Consider the following 17,993-nt stretch of genomic DNA (forward strand, 5'->3'; position numbering starts at 1 on the left):
AGGTATGACAAAAATAAAAAAATCTGCTGGCAGTATTATTTTTGATTCTTTAAATTCATTACTTATGATATTGTTTTGTATATCAATACTTTTTCCATTGTGGGATATGATAGTAGTGTCTTTTTCTCCCCCTGAACTGGCGTCAAGTTTAACATTTAATTTGTGGCCTAAACAATGGAACCTAGACTCATATAGATATTGCTTCAGTGAAAATAGAATTTATTCGGCATTTTTGGTTACGTTGTATAGGACTATAGTAGGTACAGCAATACATGTGGTAGTAGTTTCTTTTGCGGCATATCCCTTATCTAAGTTGGATTTGCCTTATAGAAAAGGTATTATAACTTTTTTTCTTATTCCAATGTTCTTTAGTGGGGGGTTAATTCCAACTTTTATTATGATAAAGAAACTGGGGTTAATTGACAACCTTCTGGTATATGTATTGCCTGCGGCATTTAGTCCTTTTGTAATGCTTGTTTTAAGAAACTTTTTTATGTCTTTGGATAAGGCTGTTGAAGAATCTGCCATTATAGACGGCGCTTCAATATTTACTATTTTATTTAGAATAATATTCCCGTTATCTAAGCCTGTATTAGCAACAATAATATTGTGGCATATGGTTTATCATTGGAATGCATGGTTTGATAGCATGATATATATCAGGAATGAGCGAAAAATAGTATTACAGCTTTTATTAAGGAGACTTATGGATGAAACTGACTTATTAGAATCTAATATGCAATTGTTTGTTCTTACACAGCCGGAAGGAATTCAATTCAGCAGCAAAACTGTCAGAGCAGCAGTTACAATTGTAGTAATTACACCTATAGTTTGTGTATATCCGTTTTTACAAAAATATTTTGTAAAAGGAATTATGTTGGGGGCTGTAAAAGGCTGATTTATATCAGCTTAAATATATTTATAATATTTTACAATAATAATTTAGGAGGGGTAATTTTATGGTAAAAAAGTTAAAATCATTACTTTCTTTTGTAATTGCAGCAATACTTATACTAACTTTTTTTTCAGCTTGCAGTACTAGCACAAAAACATCTGATAAAGCAGAGGAAAAATCTGCTGGAAGTAAAACTGGAACTTCTAATGTTGAGCAGCCAAAAAAGATAAAAATTTCTTACTATTCTTACTGGTGTGGTGACATTGTAGATGGAAACTATTGTGAAAAGCTTATTGAAGATGCATTAAACCTTGAAATTGAAACAAAGAAAGTAAATCACACTAAAAAGGAACAGGTAGATTTAATGCTAGCATCAGGAGATATGCCGGATTGTGGATGGTTCGACTACGATCCGAAGTACATGTATTATGATCAAGAACTAACAAGACTTATACCTGTAGATATGATTAAAAAATATGCACCTTCATACATTAAAACTTATGATAAGTTTCCTATTCTTTATAAGCATGTAACATGTAAGGAAGATAAAAATCAACATTATGCTCTTGTAGGTCATCAAGCTTATGTAGCAGGAAATCAGTATTTTTTCTGTAGTTTTTATCGAAAAGATTGGCTGGATAAGTTTGGTATAAAGCCTAATACTCCTGTTGAAGAGGTTATAGATAGAGTTTTTATAACTGAAAAAGGATTTACTCTTGATCAGTTTGAAGAAATATTAAAGCAATTCACTAAAGGAGACCCTGACGGAAATGGAAAAGAAGATACGGTAGGTATGATTGGGAGTAATAAAAGCTTCGAGTTTACATGGGGACAGTTAATGGGTGCATTCAATATTATCCCAAGTTTTTCAATAGAGGATAATGGGAAAGCTGTTTATTACTATTCAACAGAAAGATATAAAAATTATCTTAAATATATTAGCAGGCTTTACAAGAATGGATATATTGACAAAGAAATCCTCACAATTGATGCTCAGCAATTCTGGGAGAAAGCCCAAAAAGGTTACGGTGGATACTTCGGAGCAAGTGCTAATTGGCTTGGAAGTTGGGCTATGAGTAGACCGCCTTTAAATATCTTAAACAATATTCCAAATTCACAAATATTGATGACTCCGGGTGAAATTGGTCCAGACGGTTCAATGGGGACAAGAATGTTTGGAGCTACTCCAAGAAATGGCTGGTTCTATATAAACAAAAATGTTAAAGATGATGAAAAACTTGCAAGAATTTTACAATTTGCTGAGTATACAGGGTATGGCCCTGATAGAATACACTTAATGTTTGGTGAAGAAGGCGTTGATTACGATATGGTAGATGGTAGGCCAGTTAGAAGAGAAGGATTTGTTCATGGGGCAAATAGAGGAATTCACTCATACTCATTATTTGTTCAAGATGAAGAAGTTCTTAATTGGCTTAATGATAAAATGTTTATTGCAACTAAAAAGTATACCCTGGGTAGTGATGGCCTTTGGAATAAGTTCCTTGTAAAGCCATATAGATATGACCTTGAAAATACAACTAAGCTTTCGGATTTAAATACCAAATATGGATCAAATATTAATACTATTGTTAATGAGTATTTCGCAGCCGTACTTATTGGTGAATCAGATGTTGATTCAACTTGGAATGCTTATATAAAGAAACTAAACGATGCAGGATATAATGAAATATTAGAAGAATTGCAAAAAGCACCTTTATATGAAGATTTAATTAAAGGAAATTAAGTAAAGTCAAAAAAAAGATTTTAAAGGCATAAAAGTAAATGGGAGCATTTTTCAATGTTCCCATTTACTTGACTCAGTCTCCCTACAACTACTCCTTGTAAGTATTCTTATACTCAAGTTTTAATTGGTATCTGCAGAGATTTTCCCAATCGTGTTGGGGGATTTCATCAAAAGAGCACTTGAAAGCAATTTCTTCCTTGCTTTCAAGTTTTTCTTTTCCTACAGGGAAATTATTTAAGTAAATACAATCATTATTTCTATTAAATATCTTAATCTCCACATTTATATTTGAGGCAGGCTTTTTGCCTGTGTTGGTTAATTTCCCTTCAAATATCAGAACACCAGTATTTTCATCAATATAATACTTTACAAAAACAACTTGTACTTTGGTTTTTGGAAACTTAATCTCTCCTTCAAGATATATTGTGTTTTTAGGCTCTTCTATTTCGCTAAGCAGGTATTTTTTTTCTTCTTGTTGTCGACCAGCTATTAAATCTTTCACAAGAGGCATCAACTTATCCCTGTCTAAAAGGGTGACACCTATTTCTGCCGCCTCACTGAAGGCTTCAGGGCAAAAATAGGTATTGGTAAATAACAATGCCTGTTCACAATGGTAATAGTTTGCTATATATCTTAATTGCCTAATTGTCTTTACCCCTATAAGACTGCCTATGTCCCCTTTTATGGCTAAAACAGCAATTTTTACATCTTTACGGTGAACAATAATATCTATATTTTTAGTGTTATTAATAGGAATAAAGAGTATTTCATAACCGAAATGAATAATAATCTGTTTAATAAGTGCTTTAAATTTTAGCTCATCAAGGGAATCTACATCCAGTAACTTTGACGATTTATAAGAGTCCCTAATCCTGCTTAATACGATAGAGTCAATATAATCTGCGAGCTGGTTACGCCGTCTAAGATCTGTAGACTCCTCTGTAATGTTGTGCCTGCTGTACATATCGTCAATAAGTCTTTGAATTTTCTTGTCCTCATATTTTTTATGAAGATAGTTTGTAACGCATCGTATTAAATTTTGATTATTATATTTACTATCAAGTCCCTCCTGATTGGCATGCAACTCCAGCAATTTATCACGTAATGTAGATGGTCTCATGTTAACCTCCTATTAATCTTTCAAAAGCTTTCGGCGTAAAAATTCTATAAAGCTGATTTTTCTACTGCTAAGTATTTTGCCGTTATTATTGAAAACTACAAGATGCCCTGTTAGTATATTTTTTGCATAAAGTATATTAACTTCATGAGCTGTCCCAAGATAGTATTTCCGGTAATCAGCAACTTCCGGCACAAGTTCGGAAATATTTCTGACCAGCTTATGCTCCCTATCAACAAGGGTAAATCCTTCACAGGCTTTACAAAGACCTTTGGAGTTAATACAGCCCGGACAATATGTTTCCATGCACAACTTGCATTTTATTCCTTCTGTACAACTGCAGTAATCTTTTCCACAGCAATTGCAATGGTTAATATGTTCAGAGCAATAGACTTTACTGCAATTGCTGCATGTTTTTACGTGGTTGGGGCAGAGGGTTGTTCCACAAATGGTACACCTATCTAATTCATCAATAGTGAATATGTTTTTACATACCGAACATTCTCCCGAATGTTTTGAGCAGATAATTTTACCACTGTACGAGGATTTCATTGCATGTTCTTCACATAAGTAGTCACTACAAAAAGAACATTCATGTATATGATTATCACAAAATAATCCACCGCATACACTGCATTTGTGTATATGATCAGAACAGACAAAAGAGTTGCAGGCATCACATTGGTTTATATGAGAGTGGCATACACTGTTCCCGCAAACATTACAAATCTCATAACAGTCAATACAGTATGCTTTCCCGCAAGTGGCACACCGGTAACTGTGGGACGGGCAAACGACGACACCGCACGAGGTACATTGTATTACACAATCAGTACAAACTATTTCGCCACAGGTTGAGCATATATAGCTTTCATCATCGCATACAGTGCATATTGATTTGCCACAGGCACTGCAAATCTCCATACAGGTTTTGCATGTTACATGCCCGTTTCTGCATATAATCCCTAAGTCTATTTCTGTATTGCATTCAGAACATCTTATCATGACATTATTTAAAAATATTTCTGCCGGTATAGTGACTTCAGCCCCTGTTTCATGAAGTCTGAAAACAAGAGCTCGTAAATCTTTTACAGTATGCATTAAGATTACATTCTTAAGGTGGTAGTCACAGTTAATGGCATAACCTCTGATTTCACGTTCACATAATTTTAGAGCTTCTTCCTGTAATTTATCCAGTTGTTCAAGAGTGCTTTTAGCATAGTTATCTATATATTCTTCTTCGTATTTGTCAATAATCGATTTAATTTTATCCTTTAGAGTTCCTTCAATTTCTTTTTTAAATACCTCGAGCTGGTTTCTTATTGCCTCAAAGGCTTCTTGCCTTGCAATATTCATAAAATGCCGGTATTGCTTTTCATCTAATATTAATTTTTTGTCCGCTGGCTTCATATCAAGATTGATAAGGCCGTCTAACCTGATATTGCCGATAGCTTCACCGGTATCCATATCAATGAGTACTGAAACCAATTTTTCCACTTTCTGACTTAAACTATAATCATTTGAAAGCTCTACAAGAAATATAAAACATATTATATTTAAAGTCTTTGACTCCTTTATGCTTTCAAACCTTAAAAAGTCGGCATTTAACAGGTTGGTGTTACAGTCTTTATAATAACTGCAGAAGTCGCAACATTTATCTTTATGTTCACATATAGTAAAAAACGGGCACAGGTCGCAACAATTTTTATGATTAAGGGAAGATTTAACAGATTCGGTATTATAGGAAACGTAAACTTCCGAAAATGCAGCAATTGAAGCACATTCCCTAATCATATTATTTAAAGCCTTGCTGCCCTTAGCCAATAGGTTAATATCCTTGTTTTCAGCAGCCACTCTTGCAACGTAAGTATAAGCTTCCCGTAAGCCTCCGGGAAATTCAACAATAAAAAAGTTGTCCTGTTGTTCTACAATATTTGCACCGCGTGTATTAAAATAACCTTTAACAAACTTATGAAGCTCTGAATTATAAACTTGTCTCATAATATCCCCCGAAATTACATTAATCTAATATTCCCCGGGAAAATTCTTCCCTTAACATACTCTGTTCTCTTATGTACTCCATACTCTCACGTAACTGTTCAAGTTCCTTTTCAATATCCCTTTTCTTTGATGAACGAATTAATATATCCATAATAGTTTCTTCAATACTGAAATCATCATCTCTGATTTCGGAAAGGATTGCTTCGATGCCACCTATAGTCATCTTAAAAAGATCAATTTTTTCAAACAGTACTTTTAAGACGTAGTCATCAATTGTATCTTTCATGACCAGGTTAAAAATATTTACATCTTTATTCTGTCCTCGCCTATGGATCCTTCCGATCCTTTGTTCTATTTTCATGGGGTTCCAATGAAGGTCGTAATTTACCACAATAGTAGCGTTTTGCAGGTTTAAACCCTCAGCTGCAGTATCAGTTGCAACAATATATTGAACTTTACCACGCCTGAATTCATCAATAAGTGCTTGCCTTTCATAACCGGACAGTCTGCCTTCATACACCCTTGCCGTCATAAAGTTTTCATTTAGACTATCACATAGCATATATGCCGTTTCAAGCCTTAATGTAAATATAATGGCTTGTTCTTCCGGAATGCCGTTTAGAGTTTCAAGGAGTTTTTGTACCTTGGAGTAGGTGCCGATTTCAGAAGCAAGAGTAATTATAGGTTCAATCATAGTGGCTTCCAACGGATATTTCTCTTTCCTGTTTTCAAGGCTCTTTACCAGGGCCCTTGGACTGCTGGATAAGGACTGCTGCAGTGTTATTAATTCCTTCATAAGCAGGTAATTTACTTTAATTTTACCGGTCATTTTCATCTGGCTGCCCTTTGGGCTTGCATAATTCATGAGCCTGGTTTTGTTTTCCCCGTAAATATTATAAATATTTTTCATGTATCGGATAACGGAGTCGTATAGAAACATTTCTTCCCGTGAGCCGTTAATGCGAAGGGAATAAATAAACCTTTCGGTAAACGGGATCCCGCTGTCTTTCCTGAGGGTCCTTACCATTACCCTGGACACAACTTTTTTCAGTTCATCTTTCATTTCAGGACGGCATACCCTGCCTTGCCTATCAGCAAAGTACTTGTTTCTAAAACTTTTTTCCGTACCGAATATTCCAGGGTATAACAAGTCTACTATGCTATATATATCGGTAAGCTTGTTGCATAGGGGAGTTGCCGTGCACAAAAGCATGTATCTTCTATCGATTGAGCTTACTGCCTGTCTCCTTTTTGAGCTAGCATTTATAAGTAAATGAGCCTCATCGACAACTACCATGTCCCATTGCCTGCCTGTAAATTTTTCTACATTTCTGGATAATTTATTAAAAGAAGTAATAATTCTGCTGTTTTCATAGTCGAAATCGTCATCTTCTATGGTTGAGAATTCTTCTCCAAATTTCTCGCTCAATTCTTCTTTCCACTGATGTACTAAGGCTTTTGGGGTAATGATAAGTATTGTATGAATATTCCCCCTTATAATATGTTCTTTCAAAATAAGGCCAACTTCTATTGTTTTGCCAAGTCCTACTTCATCAGCAAGCAGAGCAATACTGGATTTCTCTTTAAGCACATTTAAGGCAACCTTCAATTGGTAGGGATAAGGTTCAAACCTTCCATCCAAGAGATCAAGGGTGGACAGGCTATCAATTTTACCGGTTCTCATAAGATTAGCGGCCATCAAACTTAACTTTAACCAATCAGCACTATGATTATAGTTATTTTCTTTTATCCTGGCTGTTATTTTATTATCGTCTGAATAAGAGTTATGCACCGGTACAAGATCAATAAGAAGCCCTGGATCATTACTTCTCTGCTTTATTTTTATTAGTTTTTGATTTGAAAAACGCGGTAAAACTTCTTGCATAAAACACCTTACCTGCCCTAAATAATATTACTTATATTATATTTTAGCACTTGAAAAAAATTAGTTAATTAGTAGATTAAACTGATTTCCGGCCGGTTTTTGTACATAATATACAAAAACATATTGCCCGCTTAAGTTGATACTGATTGGATTTAGAATTTAACCTGCCCCATTTCTTATATTTTGTTGTATAATAGTTGTATAATACTAAGTATTATATGAAAGGAGATAGGAGCAAAAAATGAAACTGTTGTTACACATGTGTTGTGCACCCTGTTCCATATATCCTGTAAGTATATTAAAAGAAGAGGGTATTGAATTTGAGGGACTATTTTATAATCCCAACATTCATCCCATTGAGGAATTTAAAAAAAGAAAAGAAAATGTAGAAATATTTAGTAAAATAGAAAATATAAACGTGTTTTATTTTGACGAATTTGACCAAGAAAGATGGGAAAATTTTGATGATGAGAAACAAAGGTGTAATATGTGTTATACTACAAGACTTGAAAAAGTAGCCTTATATGCGGCGGAAAACGGTTTTGATGCTTTTACAACAACACTCTTGGTTAGTCCTTACCAAAAACATGACTTAATCAAAGAACTGGGAGAAAAATTTGCACAAAAATATGGGGTGGAGTTTTATTATAAGGATTTTCGCTTAGGATTTAGAAGAGGACAGCAGCAGGCAAAGGAAATGGGATTGTACAGGCAAAAGTATTGTGGATGTATAGTGTCGCTAAGGAATAGATAAGATAATATAGATGATACGGATGATATAGATGAGTGAATATGGGTCAGGTTAAGTTGATTATGGAAAGGAGTTTTGTTATATGTTCCAAATAATGGGGAAATATCTTATAATTTTTGGGATAATATTTGTAATAATAGGAGTATTTTTATTTGTTGGGGGCAGGATAGGCCTTGGAAAGCTTCCGGGAGATATAATTGTAAGAAAGAAAAATTTTGTATTCTATTTTCCCCTTATAACCTGTATTATTATCAGCATTATTCTTACTCTTATTTTCAACTTAATTCCCCGTTTTAGAAAATAATAGATTCAACAAAATATTACAAAATAATTAAAATTCGATAAAAATATAGGAAAAATTATGCCAAAAACCGAAAAATGATGTAAAATATTAAGTATAAGATTTACAAATGATAAGTTTGTGAGGTATTAATAATTATGAAAAAACTTCAGGTAATTTTAATTATTTTGTGTGTTACGGTATTGTCAATGAGACCATTCGTCAGAGCAGCTTCTTTGCCTAATTATGGGAAACTTTTAGATGTCGTGTATTTTTGTGAAGGGGGACAGGAAGGAGTCTTTGTATACTTTGATACTATCAAAAAACATTCTGACTTTACTCTTTCAAATCCTGACAGGATAGTTGTTGATTTTGAGGATTCTTTATATGGCGGCAGTACTAAACAAATTAATACTTCAGGCAGTATAATATACTCTGTAAAATATGCCCAGTTTGAAAAAACCACTGTAAGGGTTGTTCTGTATGTGACCGGCAAGCATGAGTATAAAATAGAGCAGGGAGAGGGATACCTTAAAATATATATTGATAAAGGAAGTTCTTCAGGAGGGCAAAACCTTGGAGATAATAAACCTGGCGATAACCAGGATGAGAGGAGAACGGACGAAAGGACGGATGAAAGAGATAACATTCAAAGCAGCCGTGGCAATTTTGAACGCGGAAGTATAGATTTGCCCGAGGGCATTAGTATTGCTTTAACTGCCAGGGGAAGCAGTGATGAGGTTTCCATAGCCCTTGAGAATCTTAAGGACTATAATATATTCACTTTAACTAAGCCGGACAGGATTGTTGTTGATATTCCAAATGTGAAGTTTTCAAAAGACCAAAGTGAAGTTAGCGTTAGTGGAAATCTTGTTAAATCGATAAGGTATGCCCAATATCAGGAAAACCTGGGCAGGGTTGTCCTGGATTTATCTGAAAAGTTCCTATTTAAAGTTAATGAATTGGAAGGGAAGCTTATTCTAAGTATAGAAAAACCAGAGTTTAAAAGTGTTACATACAAAAATATAACATACAACAATACAGGTGACAGGGTATTTTTCTCAATCAGCGGAGCCAAGCTTACAGAAGGAGGAGAAGATTTAAAAAGATATTATACTGCCAGGTATGACTCTACAGGAAAGGTTTATACAATAACATTTCCCAGCAAATATGCCGCAGATCTTTCAAGTGGAGTTATGAAGTTAAACGACCATTTGTTTGAATCTGTGACAATAGCTAGAAATCTACTTACAGGAAATACCAGTTTGATTTTTAAAGCCAGGGAGAAACTTACATATGTTGTTATGACCAGACCACAGGTTAATGATACTGCAATAACCGTATTAAAACCTGCATCAAAATCCGATAAACTTGTAGTTATTGACGCGGGGCATGGAGGTGTAGAACCCGGAGCAACATACGGTAAGCTCCTTGAGAAAGATTTAAACTTGGATATAGCTTTAAGATTAAATGAGCTTTTAAAGAAAAGAAATATTAATACGTATATGGTAAGAGAAGATGACAGTTTTGTAGGGCTATATGAGAGAGCTTTTATAGCAAACAGCTTAAATGCTGCTTTGTTTTTAAGTATACATAATAATGCCATAGGGGATCCATCCTTTGATGGGACAATGACCCTTTACTATGTGAAGAGCAGTGAAGGAGCAGGGTTTAACAGTTATAATTTTGCTAAAAACGTTCAGAACAGTATGCTTAAAGTATTAGGGACTAAAGACAGGAATGTAAAAGAAAGGTCGGACTTAGTAGTACTAAAAGCTACCAAAATGCCATCTGCCTTAGCAGAAGTAGGGTTTATGACCAACGCTGGAGACAGGCAGAAATTGCAGACCGAAGAATTCAGGCAAAAAGCGGCACAGGCTTTATGTGATGCAATTGTCAAGTCGTTGTCTGAGATAAAATAAATAAGCAGTATCAAGGGAAATTATAAATAGTAAAGATGGAATAAAAACTAATAAAAAAATAAGGTAGATTTTATACAATCTACTAATTTTTTTTTGTTATACTCTATGGTAACATTACTTTAATTGATTAAAAATTTCATATTTGTCCATAATTATATTAAAAATAATGAAAGGATGGACAAATATGAAGAGGTGTACAAAAAGACGTGTAATAGCATTACTGATAATGGCGGTTGTTCTTATAACAGGATGCGGCACTTTTGATAGATATGAAGATGACCGGATTCTTCAAACAAATGAAGGTGGAAATAACGATATTGATAGTATTGATAGTAATGATGCAACAGCCAATAGTAGTAACGATTATGAAGGAGGAGGTGAGGGTAAATTAGAGGAAAATAATACCAATACGGACATAAACAATAATGAAAACAAGGAAACAGAAGAAATGCTTATTGAAGTATATTACCAGGATAATGAGGGTTTCCTGGTCCCTGTTACAAGAAGAGTACCAAAACAATTAAGTATTGCCAGGGCTTCAATTAACGCACTCATAGATACACCCATGAACAGGGAGGAAATTGCGTATTTTGGGTTATATCCTATATTACCTCAAGAGACTGAATTTACAATAAATATTAAAGAGGGCATAGCAGTTATAGACTTTAATAATAAAGTACTTGAGTATAACGACCAAATTGTAGAGTATAATATTGTTGCATCGGTTGTGTATACTCTAACGCAATTTGAAACTGTTGATGAGGTTAAGATACTTGTAAATGGTTACATACAGCAAAGGTTAAGATATGGGACCGATATTTCAGAGAATCTAAGTAGAAAAAATATTTTAGTAAATACAGCAGAACGAAAGAGTATTAATTTAGCAAGGGGTATGCAAAAATTAGATGTGTATTTACTAAAGACAATAAAAAATAACGTTTATATAATTCCGGTATCAATAGAATGCATGAATTTAAATGAGGATAACCTACAGGGAGAGATAATTAAATATTTAAGTACACCTCCTGAAAACCAAAAACTGTTTTCAGAGGTACCAGACAACATAAGATTAATAGGTAGCAGTATAAAAGAAGGTTTGCTCACTTTAAATTTAAGTATTGATATTGGTAGCTATGGCGGGACTCAAAGGGAATATGGGATGATTAGCCAAATACTATATTCTATGAGGCAAATTGACGGTATTGACAGAATAAGGTTTTTGATAGATGGAGAAGTGAAGGATTTTATAGAAGGTACAGAAATATCAAAACCTGTTCCATTACCCTTAAGCATAAATGATATAGTTGACATTTGAGAGAAGAGGCTTATTCCAAAAATATTTTGAAGGGAAGGAAATACAGTTGAGAGTAGATGGAAGGGAAAAATCGCAGCTAAGACCTGTTAAAATTACGAAGAATTATATCAAATATGCAGAAGGTTCAGTCCTTATAGAAATGGGAGAAACTAAAGTTATTTGCACTGCTTCTATAGACGATAAAGTACCACCCTTCAAGAAAGATACAGGCGAAGGTTGGGTAACTGCTGAGTATTCAATGCTTCCAAGGTCAACCCAGATAAGAAACCAGAGAGATATCAGTAAATTGAAGCTTAGCGGTAGAAGCCAGGAAATTCAAAGACTCATAGGAAGGGCTCTCAGGTCTGTGGTAGATTTGAAAGCACTTGGTGAAAGGACTATAATAATTGACTGCGATGTAATTCAAGCTGACGGCGGTACAAGGACTGCTTCAATAACAGGGGGGTTTGTTGCCCTGGTGGATGCATGCAAACATATGATAGACAAGGGTATTATTGAAAGAATGCCCATTGAGGATTTTGTAGCAGCAGTAAGCGTAGGTGTTGTAAATGGACAAGAAATTCTTGATTTATGCTTTGAAGAAGATTCAAATGCCCAGGTAGATATGAATGTTGTAATGTCCGGAGGAGGCAAATTTATTGAAATACAGGCAACAGGGGAACAATTCCCTTTCAGCAGAAATCAGCTTGATGAAATGCTGCTATTGGCGGAAGAAGGCATAAATAAGCTTATATTAATTCAAAGAGAAGTATTAGGGCCTTTAGCAGATGAGGTTAGAGGAGAAAAAAATGAAAAATCTTATAGTTGCAACAAAGAATAAGGGTAAATACCAGGAGATAAAAGAGATACTTGCTGACATACCTTTTAATGTAATTTCTATGGGAGAGCTAAATTTGGATATTGATATAGAAGAAACTGGTAAGACATTTGAGGAAAATGCATTAATCAAGGCAAGGAAGGTTTGTAAATTGACAGGTGAGATAGTAATAGCTGATGACTCGGGGCTGGAGGTAGATTACCTGGATGGGGCGCCGGGAATTTATTCATCAAGATTTGGAGGTGAAAATGCTACAGACGAGGAAAAAAACAGAAAACTGCTTAAAATGCTTGAAGGGGTACCCTTTGAAAAAAGAAAAGCAAGGTTTGTTTGTGCTATAGCAGTGGTATATCCTGAAGGCAAGCATTTTATTGTTAAAGGAATATGTGATGGTTATATAGGTTTTAAACCGGAAGGTAATAACGGTTTTGGATATGACCCATTATTTTATTTGCCTGAATACGGGATGACAACTGCCCAGATGGAACCTAAAGAAAAACATAAAGTTAGTCATAGAGGAAAGGCATTAAAATTAATGGTTGAAGAATTTAGAAAAGAATTAAGTAGAGAGGGTTAAAATAAGATGAGGATATTGGTTTTAAGTGATACACACGGAGATATTGATAAAGCAAGAGAAGTAATAAAGAAGAATAGTGATATAAATCTGATTATTCACTTAGGTGATTATTTCAGGGATGCTCAAAAGATTAGTGATGAGTTCCCTAATATACCCATTGAATATATATACGGCAATAGTGATTTTATGATAGATGATACTCCAGCAGAGAAACTGCTTGAATTTGAAGGAAAAAGAATTTTTATGACTCACGGGCATAAATATTCAGTAAAATGGGATTATGAAAAGCTTTTCACCAAGGCACATGAAGTGGGAGCAGATATTTTATTATTTGGACATACACATATTGCTGAAATAGTTAAAAACGGAAGCTGCTTTATACTTAACCCTGGAAGCATAAGTGATCCTAGAGGTGATAGCAGTGAGTCCTACGCAATAATTGAGATTAATAGCAATAAAGTTGAGCCAAAGTTATGCTATGCATGATATATTATAAAAATTTTTGCTTTTTCCAGGGTTATAGGTGTTGACAAAAGAAATCCCAGCCTGTATAATTATAAAGTCAACAGGTTAGGGATTATGCGGGTGTAGTTCAATGGTAGAACATCAGCCTTCCAAGCTGATTGCGAGGGTTCGATTCCCTTCACCCGCTCCATTTGTTTGTGCCTGTAGCTCAGCTGGATAGAGCAACGGACTTCTAATCCGTAGGCCGGGGGTTCGAATCCCTCCAGGCACGCCATAAAAAGCCAATGCAACAAAACCCTTGTTGCATTGGCTTTTTTGATTTGTGGTAACTTTATAACATGGACTATTCTACCGTAACTTCCTGCTTTCTGGCCTTTACATATTTCCATTTATCTGAGCGAAAACGGAAATATACGATAAGTGAACGGGTATATTGGTCCATTACTAAGGCTACCCATGCTCCTATAAGCCCCCAGCCAAATACATTTACGAATAGATAAGCAACTATTACCCTAAACCCCCAAATACCTATTGCAGAGGCGTACAATGGGTATAATGTGTCTCCTGCTCCTCTTAACGAGCCTGCAAGGGTAAGTTGTGTCGATTGGCCGGGTTGGGCTAGTGCCAGGATTTTAAGCACAGTACCGGCCATGGCAGCTACTTCCAGGTCCTTTGTATATAGCCTGGCTAAAGGATGAGAAAACAGAATGAACATAATTCCTATAAAACATGCAACCGCCATAGCCACATGATGTATAAAGTTGGCATATTCCTGGGCTTTTTCCTCGTTGCCGGCGCCAAGGTTTTGACCTACAAAGGTAGTGGCTGCAACACCGAAAGCCATACTGGGTGAAAAAGATAATCCGCTTATATTCAAGCCAATCTGATGAGCAGCAAATCCTTCTGTCCCAAGGCCTGAAACTGTACGGGCAAATAACATGAGACCACTTTGTAAAACAAATTGCTCTAATGCAGCGGGAAGGCCTATAGAAAAAACCTTCTTTATTATATCTAAGTCGAATTTATAGCTACCTTTTAATGACATGGAAATAATTGATTTCCTAGAAAAATAAACTACATATAAACCGGCCATACATGCAATCATCCTGGAAACTGTAGTTGAGACACCTGCACCGGTTACACCCCATTTTGGAAATCCAAGTTTACCGTATATTAAAACATAGTTGCCGAAAACATTTAAAAGGTTGCTTCCTACATTGTATAACATAGGTATTTTAGTTTCTCCGGCTCCCCTTAAAGAGGCTGTAATTCCCATGGTAACAGCCTGAAAAATTAATCCTGATGCTACTATCTGGAAATATTGGGTTGATGTATTCATGACATCAGGCCCTGCTCCCATAAAAGTGACTATAGGTCTTGCTAAAAGTATTCCGATAGCGCTCATAACTGCCCCTAGTATGAAGTTAATAACAAGGATCTGGCGTAATACCGAGCGGGCTCTTTCTACATTTTGGGCACCTATATTCCATGCTACAAGGGTTGTTGTTCCAACGTTTACAGCCGCGAAGACTGCCAGAAGAAGCATAAAAGGCTGATTTGTCAGCCCTACTGAAGTAATAGCGGCGGGACTGAGTTGTCCTACCATCATCATGTCTATCATTCCGAATAATGTCGACATTACTAATTCGATAAAGGCAGGTAAAGTAATATCCATTATCTCATTCAACATAGCTAATATTCGTGAGTCTTTTATTCTTGCAAAAATATTTGTACATCCAGGTTGCATTTTATTTCGTCCCTTTCGACAATGAATGGAAGTAAAAATTTTCAAAGCATACAATTGCATACAGTTACATTATATATTTAAAAAGGAACTATGTCAAACCGTCCTAGGGCCATCAGAAGCATGATTTAAAGTAAAATAAAAGGTGCTATATTTCTTAATAGCACCTTTTTAATTAGTTTTCAGTTTCTGTTCCGGGACAGATTACATTTCAAGTTCTATTTCCCATCCCAATTCTTCAAAGTCAGGTATTTCAAATTGAAATTCTGAGAAATCCTTGTTCATAAGCACATCTATAGCGTTTTCAATGTCTTTATTCTTTAACATAGTAACAACTTCAGTAGTAAAGTCTCCCCATTCTTTAACAGTCTTGGCATTGTTTACGAATATGCTTGTATCTGCTTCTTTTAAGCTATCCAATGTAGCAACTTTTATGTCGTTAAGGTTATCAATGTATTCCCTGAAGATGCTATAGTTATCAGGATGGATTGTAGCAATGAATTCCTGCCCAAACTGGCTTCCAAATTCGAGGAAATGGACAAGGTCTTTAATTAGCTGTGTATCTATTTCTTCAACTACATCAATTATGAGTTGACGTACATCGTCAGCTTGCTCAGCATATTCCATAGCTAGTTTAGTGAATTCATTAATTGAATCCACGTCAACTTCAGAGGCTGCTTTAGCTATGCTGTCTTTTGTATCTTCCAGCATATCCATGTATTCATGGTACAATGCCACATATTCATCGATTGTATCTGATATATCGGTGAATGTGCTTTCAGGAATGAACTGTGATAATATATTTATAAGCTTTCTGTTTCTGAATATTTGATTTTGTAATGTTGCTACAGCACTATCTATATCATCGACAGAAGTAAAGCTTATAGAGCCGAATACACTTTCAAGTTCATCCATTGTATCCAGGAGTTCTTCATACATTCCGTAATATTCTTCATACATTCCGTAGTATTCCTCTGCAGTTGCTACATATTCGTCTATTTGTTCTTCAGGGAGGAACCATGCTACGAGTTCTCTCAGCTTCTCATCATAGAGTATTTTTTCTACAGTTTCTTCAATGGAACCATAGTATTTAACAACCTCTAGAGGAGCTGCCCAATCAGCTACTGCCTTTTGGATGATCTCAAACTGCTTTGCGTACTTGCTGAGGTCATCAGCCAATGCAAAATGTATTGCACTGTTGACAAGTTCCTCACTATCCAGCACAAAGTCAACATATTCTTCGACTTTTGCATCTGAAAGCAGGTTTGTTGTATCCAAAAATCTAGTTATAAAGTTACTTATGATTTCAGATTGACTGCCTTTAAAATTGTTGATTTCTCCCAGCAAGTTGTTCCTGTATTCCATAGCCATGTCCTTAATTTTGTCAGGATTAAGCTGTACAAAAACCTTAAGGATACCGCTGCCGAAATAGACATCTTTTACATTAAATATCCTGGGGAGATCAAAATCTTCATATTTTATCGAATATTTTAGTGCATCCTGTGGAATTTGTTTTGAAATCATATTTGGAGCTTTTCTTTGACCAAGCTTGAGGTCAGATGCGCTAATCTCTATGCCTTCTTCAGTAATATTGACATTGATTTTTACACTAAGAGGAACATTTATTGAACCATATTTTCCGTTAATATATAACCTCTGGTCTTTTGTATTGAATAGGATTTCTTTAATAGCAAACTTTTCAGGAAGTGCAATGTCAAGGCTTTCAAAATTGTCTTTTATCAAAGAGTTAATAAGATCCTGGTTAAGCTCAACTTCTACTGTCCTTGTACTAGCATCATAGTATGTATGTTTTTTTGCTATTTCATTTAGTAAATCATCAGTTGGTACGTACACAAAACTACAGTCATAGGTTGAATTATGAATGCTCAGTACAGTACCTATACCTATTGCCAGAACTACCAGGATTACTACGACTACTATTAGTGTTACAAGCAGCCACTTTTTTTTAACCATTAAAACACCCCCAAATCAATAAGGCAACTATTAAATGTTAAGTCTTTCCCAATAATGATGTCTGGGTTTCTTGTAAATTATAATACCTTGTCTCAACCGCTAAGATGTATCATTCATTATCTAACCTCCTCCCATACTTAAAATTAAATAACCAAGTCTTCTACTGGTTTATTAAGTTATATTATTTATGTTTATGATAGAAGACAATTTTGACTTAACTAATTACATATTATTACATATAATATTTATATACACATAATATTTATGCAACACTTTACGAAAACTTGTTATCAAAGATACACATTTCCTAAAAACACAAGTCTACCTACCGCCATTTTAGCAGTATTTGAAGATGGTGTCAATAGACTATTTGTATATACAGAGCTGAAGCATGAAAATTTTATTCTTATCCATTAATAGTGGCTGCGTTAGTAATTTTATCCAATTATATAATAATATTACATAAATTTAACCATACGTTTAAGTCATCGGATAACACTATAACC

Annotated in this window: 14 protein-coding genes and 2 tRNA genes; 11 read left to right on the forward strand and 5 right to left on the reverse strand. The window is 35.0% G+C overall.

Translation table 11 applies throughout. The features are described 5' to 3' along the window. Positions 1 to 4: 4 nt before the first annotated feature. Positions 5 to 898 (forward strand): carbohydrate ABC transporter permease, encoded by an 894-nt coding sequence (locus HPY74_09315; protein ID NSW90849.1) that lies wholly within the window; start codon positions 5 to 7, stop codon positions 896 to 898. A 61-nt stretch (positions 899 to 959) separates the two neighbouring features. Next, positions 960 to 2,639 (forward strand): hypothetical protein, encoded by a 1,680-nt coding sequence (locus HPY74_09320; protein ID NSW90850.1) that lies wholly within the window; start codon positions 960 to 962, stop codon positions 2,637 to 2,639. 88 nt (positions 2,640 to 2,727) lie between these two features. Here the strand turns inward: HPY74_09320 and HPY74_09325 are convergent, their stop codons facing one another. From HPY74_09325 to HPY74_09335, 3 genes are read right to left on the reverse strand one after another with little or no spacing between them, the layout of a single operon-like run. Then, positions 2,728 to 3,759, reverse strand: a complete 1,032-nt coding sequence (locus HPY74_09325; protein NSW90851.1) for a restriction endonuclease — start codon at positions 3,757 to 3,759, stop codon at positions 2,728 to 2,730. Between the two features lie 12 nt (positions 3,760 to 3,771). Further along, a complete protein-coding gene (locus HPY74_09330) occupies positions 3,772 to 5,757 on the reverse strand; it encodes a hypothetical protein (protein ID NSW90852.1) in 1,986 nt (661 codons plus the stop codon). A gap of 19 nt (positions 5,758 to 5,776) precedes the next feature. Beyond that, complete coding sequence (locus HPY74_09335; protein NSW90853.1) at positions 5,777 to 7,642, reverse strand: DEAD/DEAH box helicase; 1,866 nt, start codon at positions 7,640 to 7,642, stop codon at positions 5,777 to 5,779. A gap of 241 nt (positions 7,643 to 7,883) precedes the next feature. On the opposite strand from HPY74_09335, the gene HPY74_09340 reads away from it, so the two are divergent. From HPY74_09340 to HPY74_09380, 9 genes are all read left to right on the forward strand, one after another. Next, positions 7,884 to 8,396, forward strand: a complete 513-nt coding sequence (locus HPY74_09340; GenBank protein NSW90854.1) for an epoxyqueuosine reductase QueH — start codon at positions 7,884 to 7,886, stop codon at positions 8,394 to 8,396. Between the two features lie 79 nt (positions 8,397 to 8,475). Beyond that, positions 8,476 to 8,697 carry a DUF2905 domain-containing protein gene (locus HPY74_09345; protein ID NSW90855.1) on the forward strand — a complete coding sequence of 74 codons (222 nt, stop codon included), beginning with the start codon at positions 8,476 to 8,478 and terminating at the stop codon, positions 8,695 to 8,697. A gap of 134 nt (positions 8,698 to 8,831) precedes the next feature. Further along, positions 8,832 to 10,595, forward strand: a complete 1,764-nt coding sequence (locus HPY74_09350; GenBank protein NSW90856.1) for an N-acetylmuramoyl-L-alanine amidase — start codon at positions 8,832 to 8,834, stop codon at positions 10,593 to 10,595. A 184-nt stretch (positions 10,596 to 10,779) separates the two neighbouring features. Beyond that, positions 10,780 to 11,910 carry a GerMN domain-containing protein gene (locus HPY74_09355; protein NSW90857.1) on the forward strand — a complete coding sequence of 377 codons (1,131 nt, stop codon included), beginning with the start codon at positions 10,780 to 10,782 and terminating at the stop codon, positions 11,908 to 11,910. A gap of 46 nt (positions 11,911 to 11,956) precedes the next feature. Beyond that, positions 11,957 to 12,730 carry a ribonuclease PH gene (gene rph, locus HPY74_09360; protein NSW90858.1) on the forward strand — a complete coding sequence of 258 codons (774 nt, stop codon included), beginning with the start codon at positions 11,957 to 11,959 and terminating at the stop codon, positions 12,728 to 12,730. After that, complete coding sequence (locus HPY74_09365) at positions 12,699 to 13,304, forward strand: XTP/dITP diphosphatase (GenBank protein NSW90859.1); 606 nt, start codon at positions 12,699 to 12,701, stop codon at positions 13,302 to 13,304. Before rph ends, HPY74_09365 begins: the two co-directional genes overlap by 32 nt. Before the next feature lie 6 nt (positions 13,305 to 13,310). Beyond that, positions 13,311 to 13,790: a metallophosphoesterase gene (locus HPY74_09370; protein ID NSW90860.1), complete on the forward strand. Its 480-nt coding sequence runs from the start codon at positions 13,311 to 13,313 to the stop codon at positions 13,788 to 13,790. 95 nt (positions 13,791 to 13,885) lie between these two features. Continuing rightward, positions 13,886 to 13,959 (forward strand) — tRNA-Gly (locus HPY74_09375). 7 nt (positions 13,960 to 13,966) lie between these two features. Beyond that, positions 13,967 to 14,043, forward strand: a tRNA-Arg gene (locus HPY74_09380). A gap of 69 nt (positions 14,044 to 14,112) precedes the next feature. Here the strand turns inward: HPY74_09380 and HPY74_09385 are convergent. Both HPY74_09385 and HPY74_09390 read right to left on the reverse strand, forming a co-directional pair. Further along, positions 14,113 to 15,459 (reverse strand): MATE family efflux transporter, encoded by a 1,347-nt coding sequence (locus tag HPY74_09385; GenBank protein NSW90861.1) that lies wholly within the window; start codon positions 15,457 to 15,459, stop codon positions 14,113 to 14,115. A gap of 258 nt (positions 15,460 to 15,717) precedes the next feature. Further along, positions 15,718 to 17,487: a hypothetical protein gene (locus HPY74_09390; protein ID NSW90862.1), complete on the reverse strand. Its 1,770-nt coding sequence runs from the start codon at positions 17,485 to 17,487 to the stop codon at positions 15,718 to 15,720. Positions 17,488 to 17,993: the final 506 nt, after the last annotated feature.

The organism is Bacillota bacterium, from assembly GCA_013314855.1.
In the GTDB taxonomy this organism is placed as follows: domain Bacteria; phylum Bacillota; class Clostridia; order Acetivibrionales; family DUMC01; genus Ch48.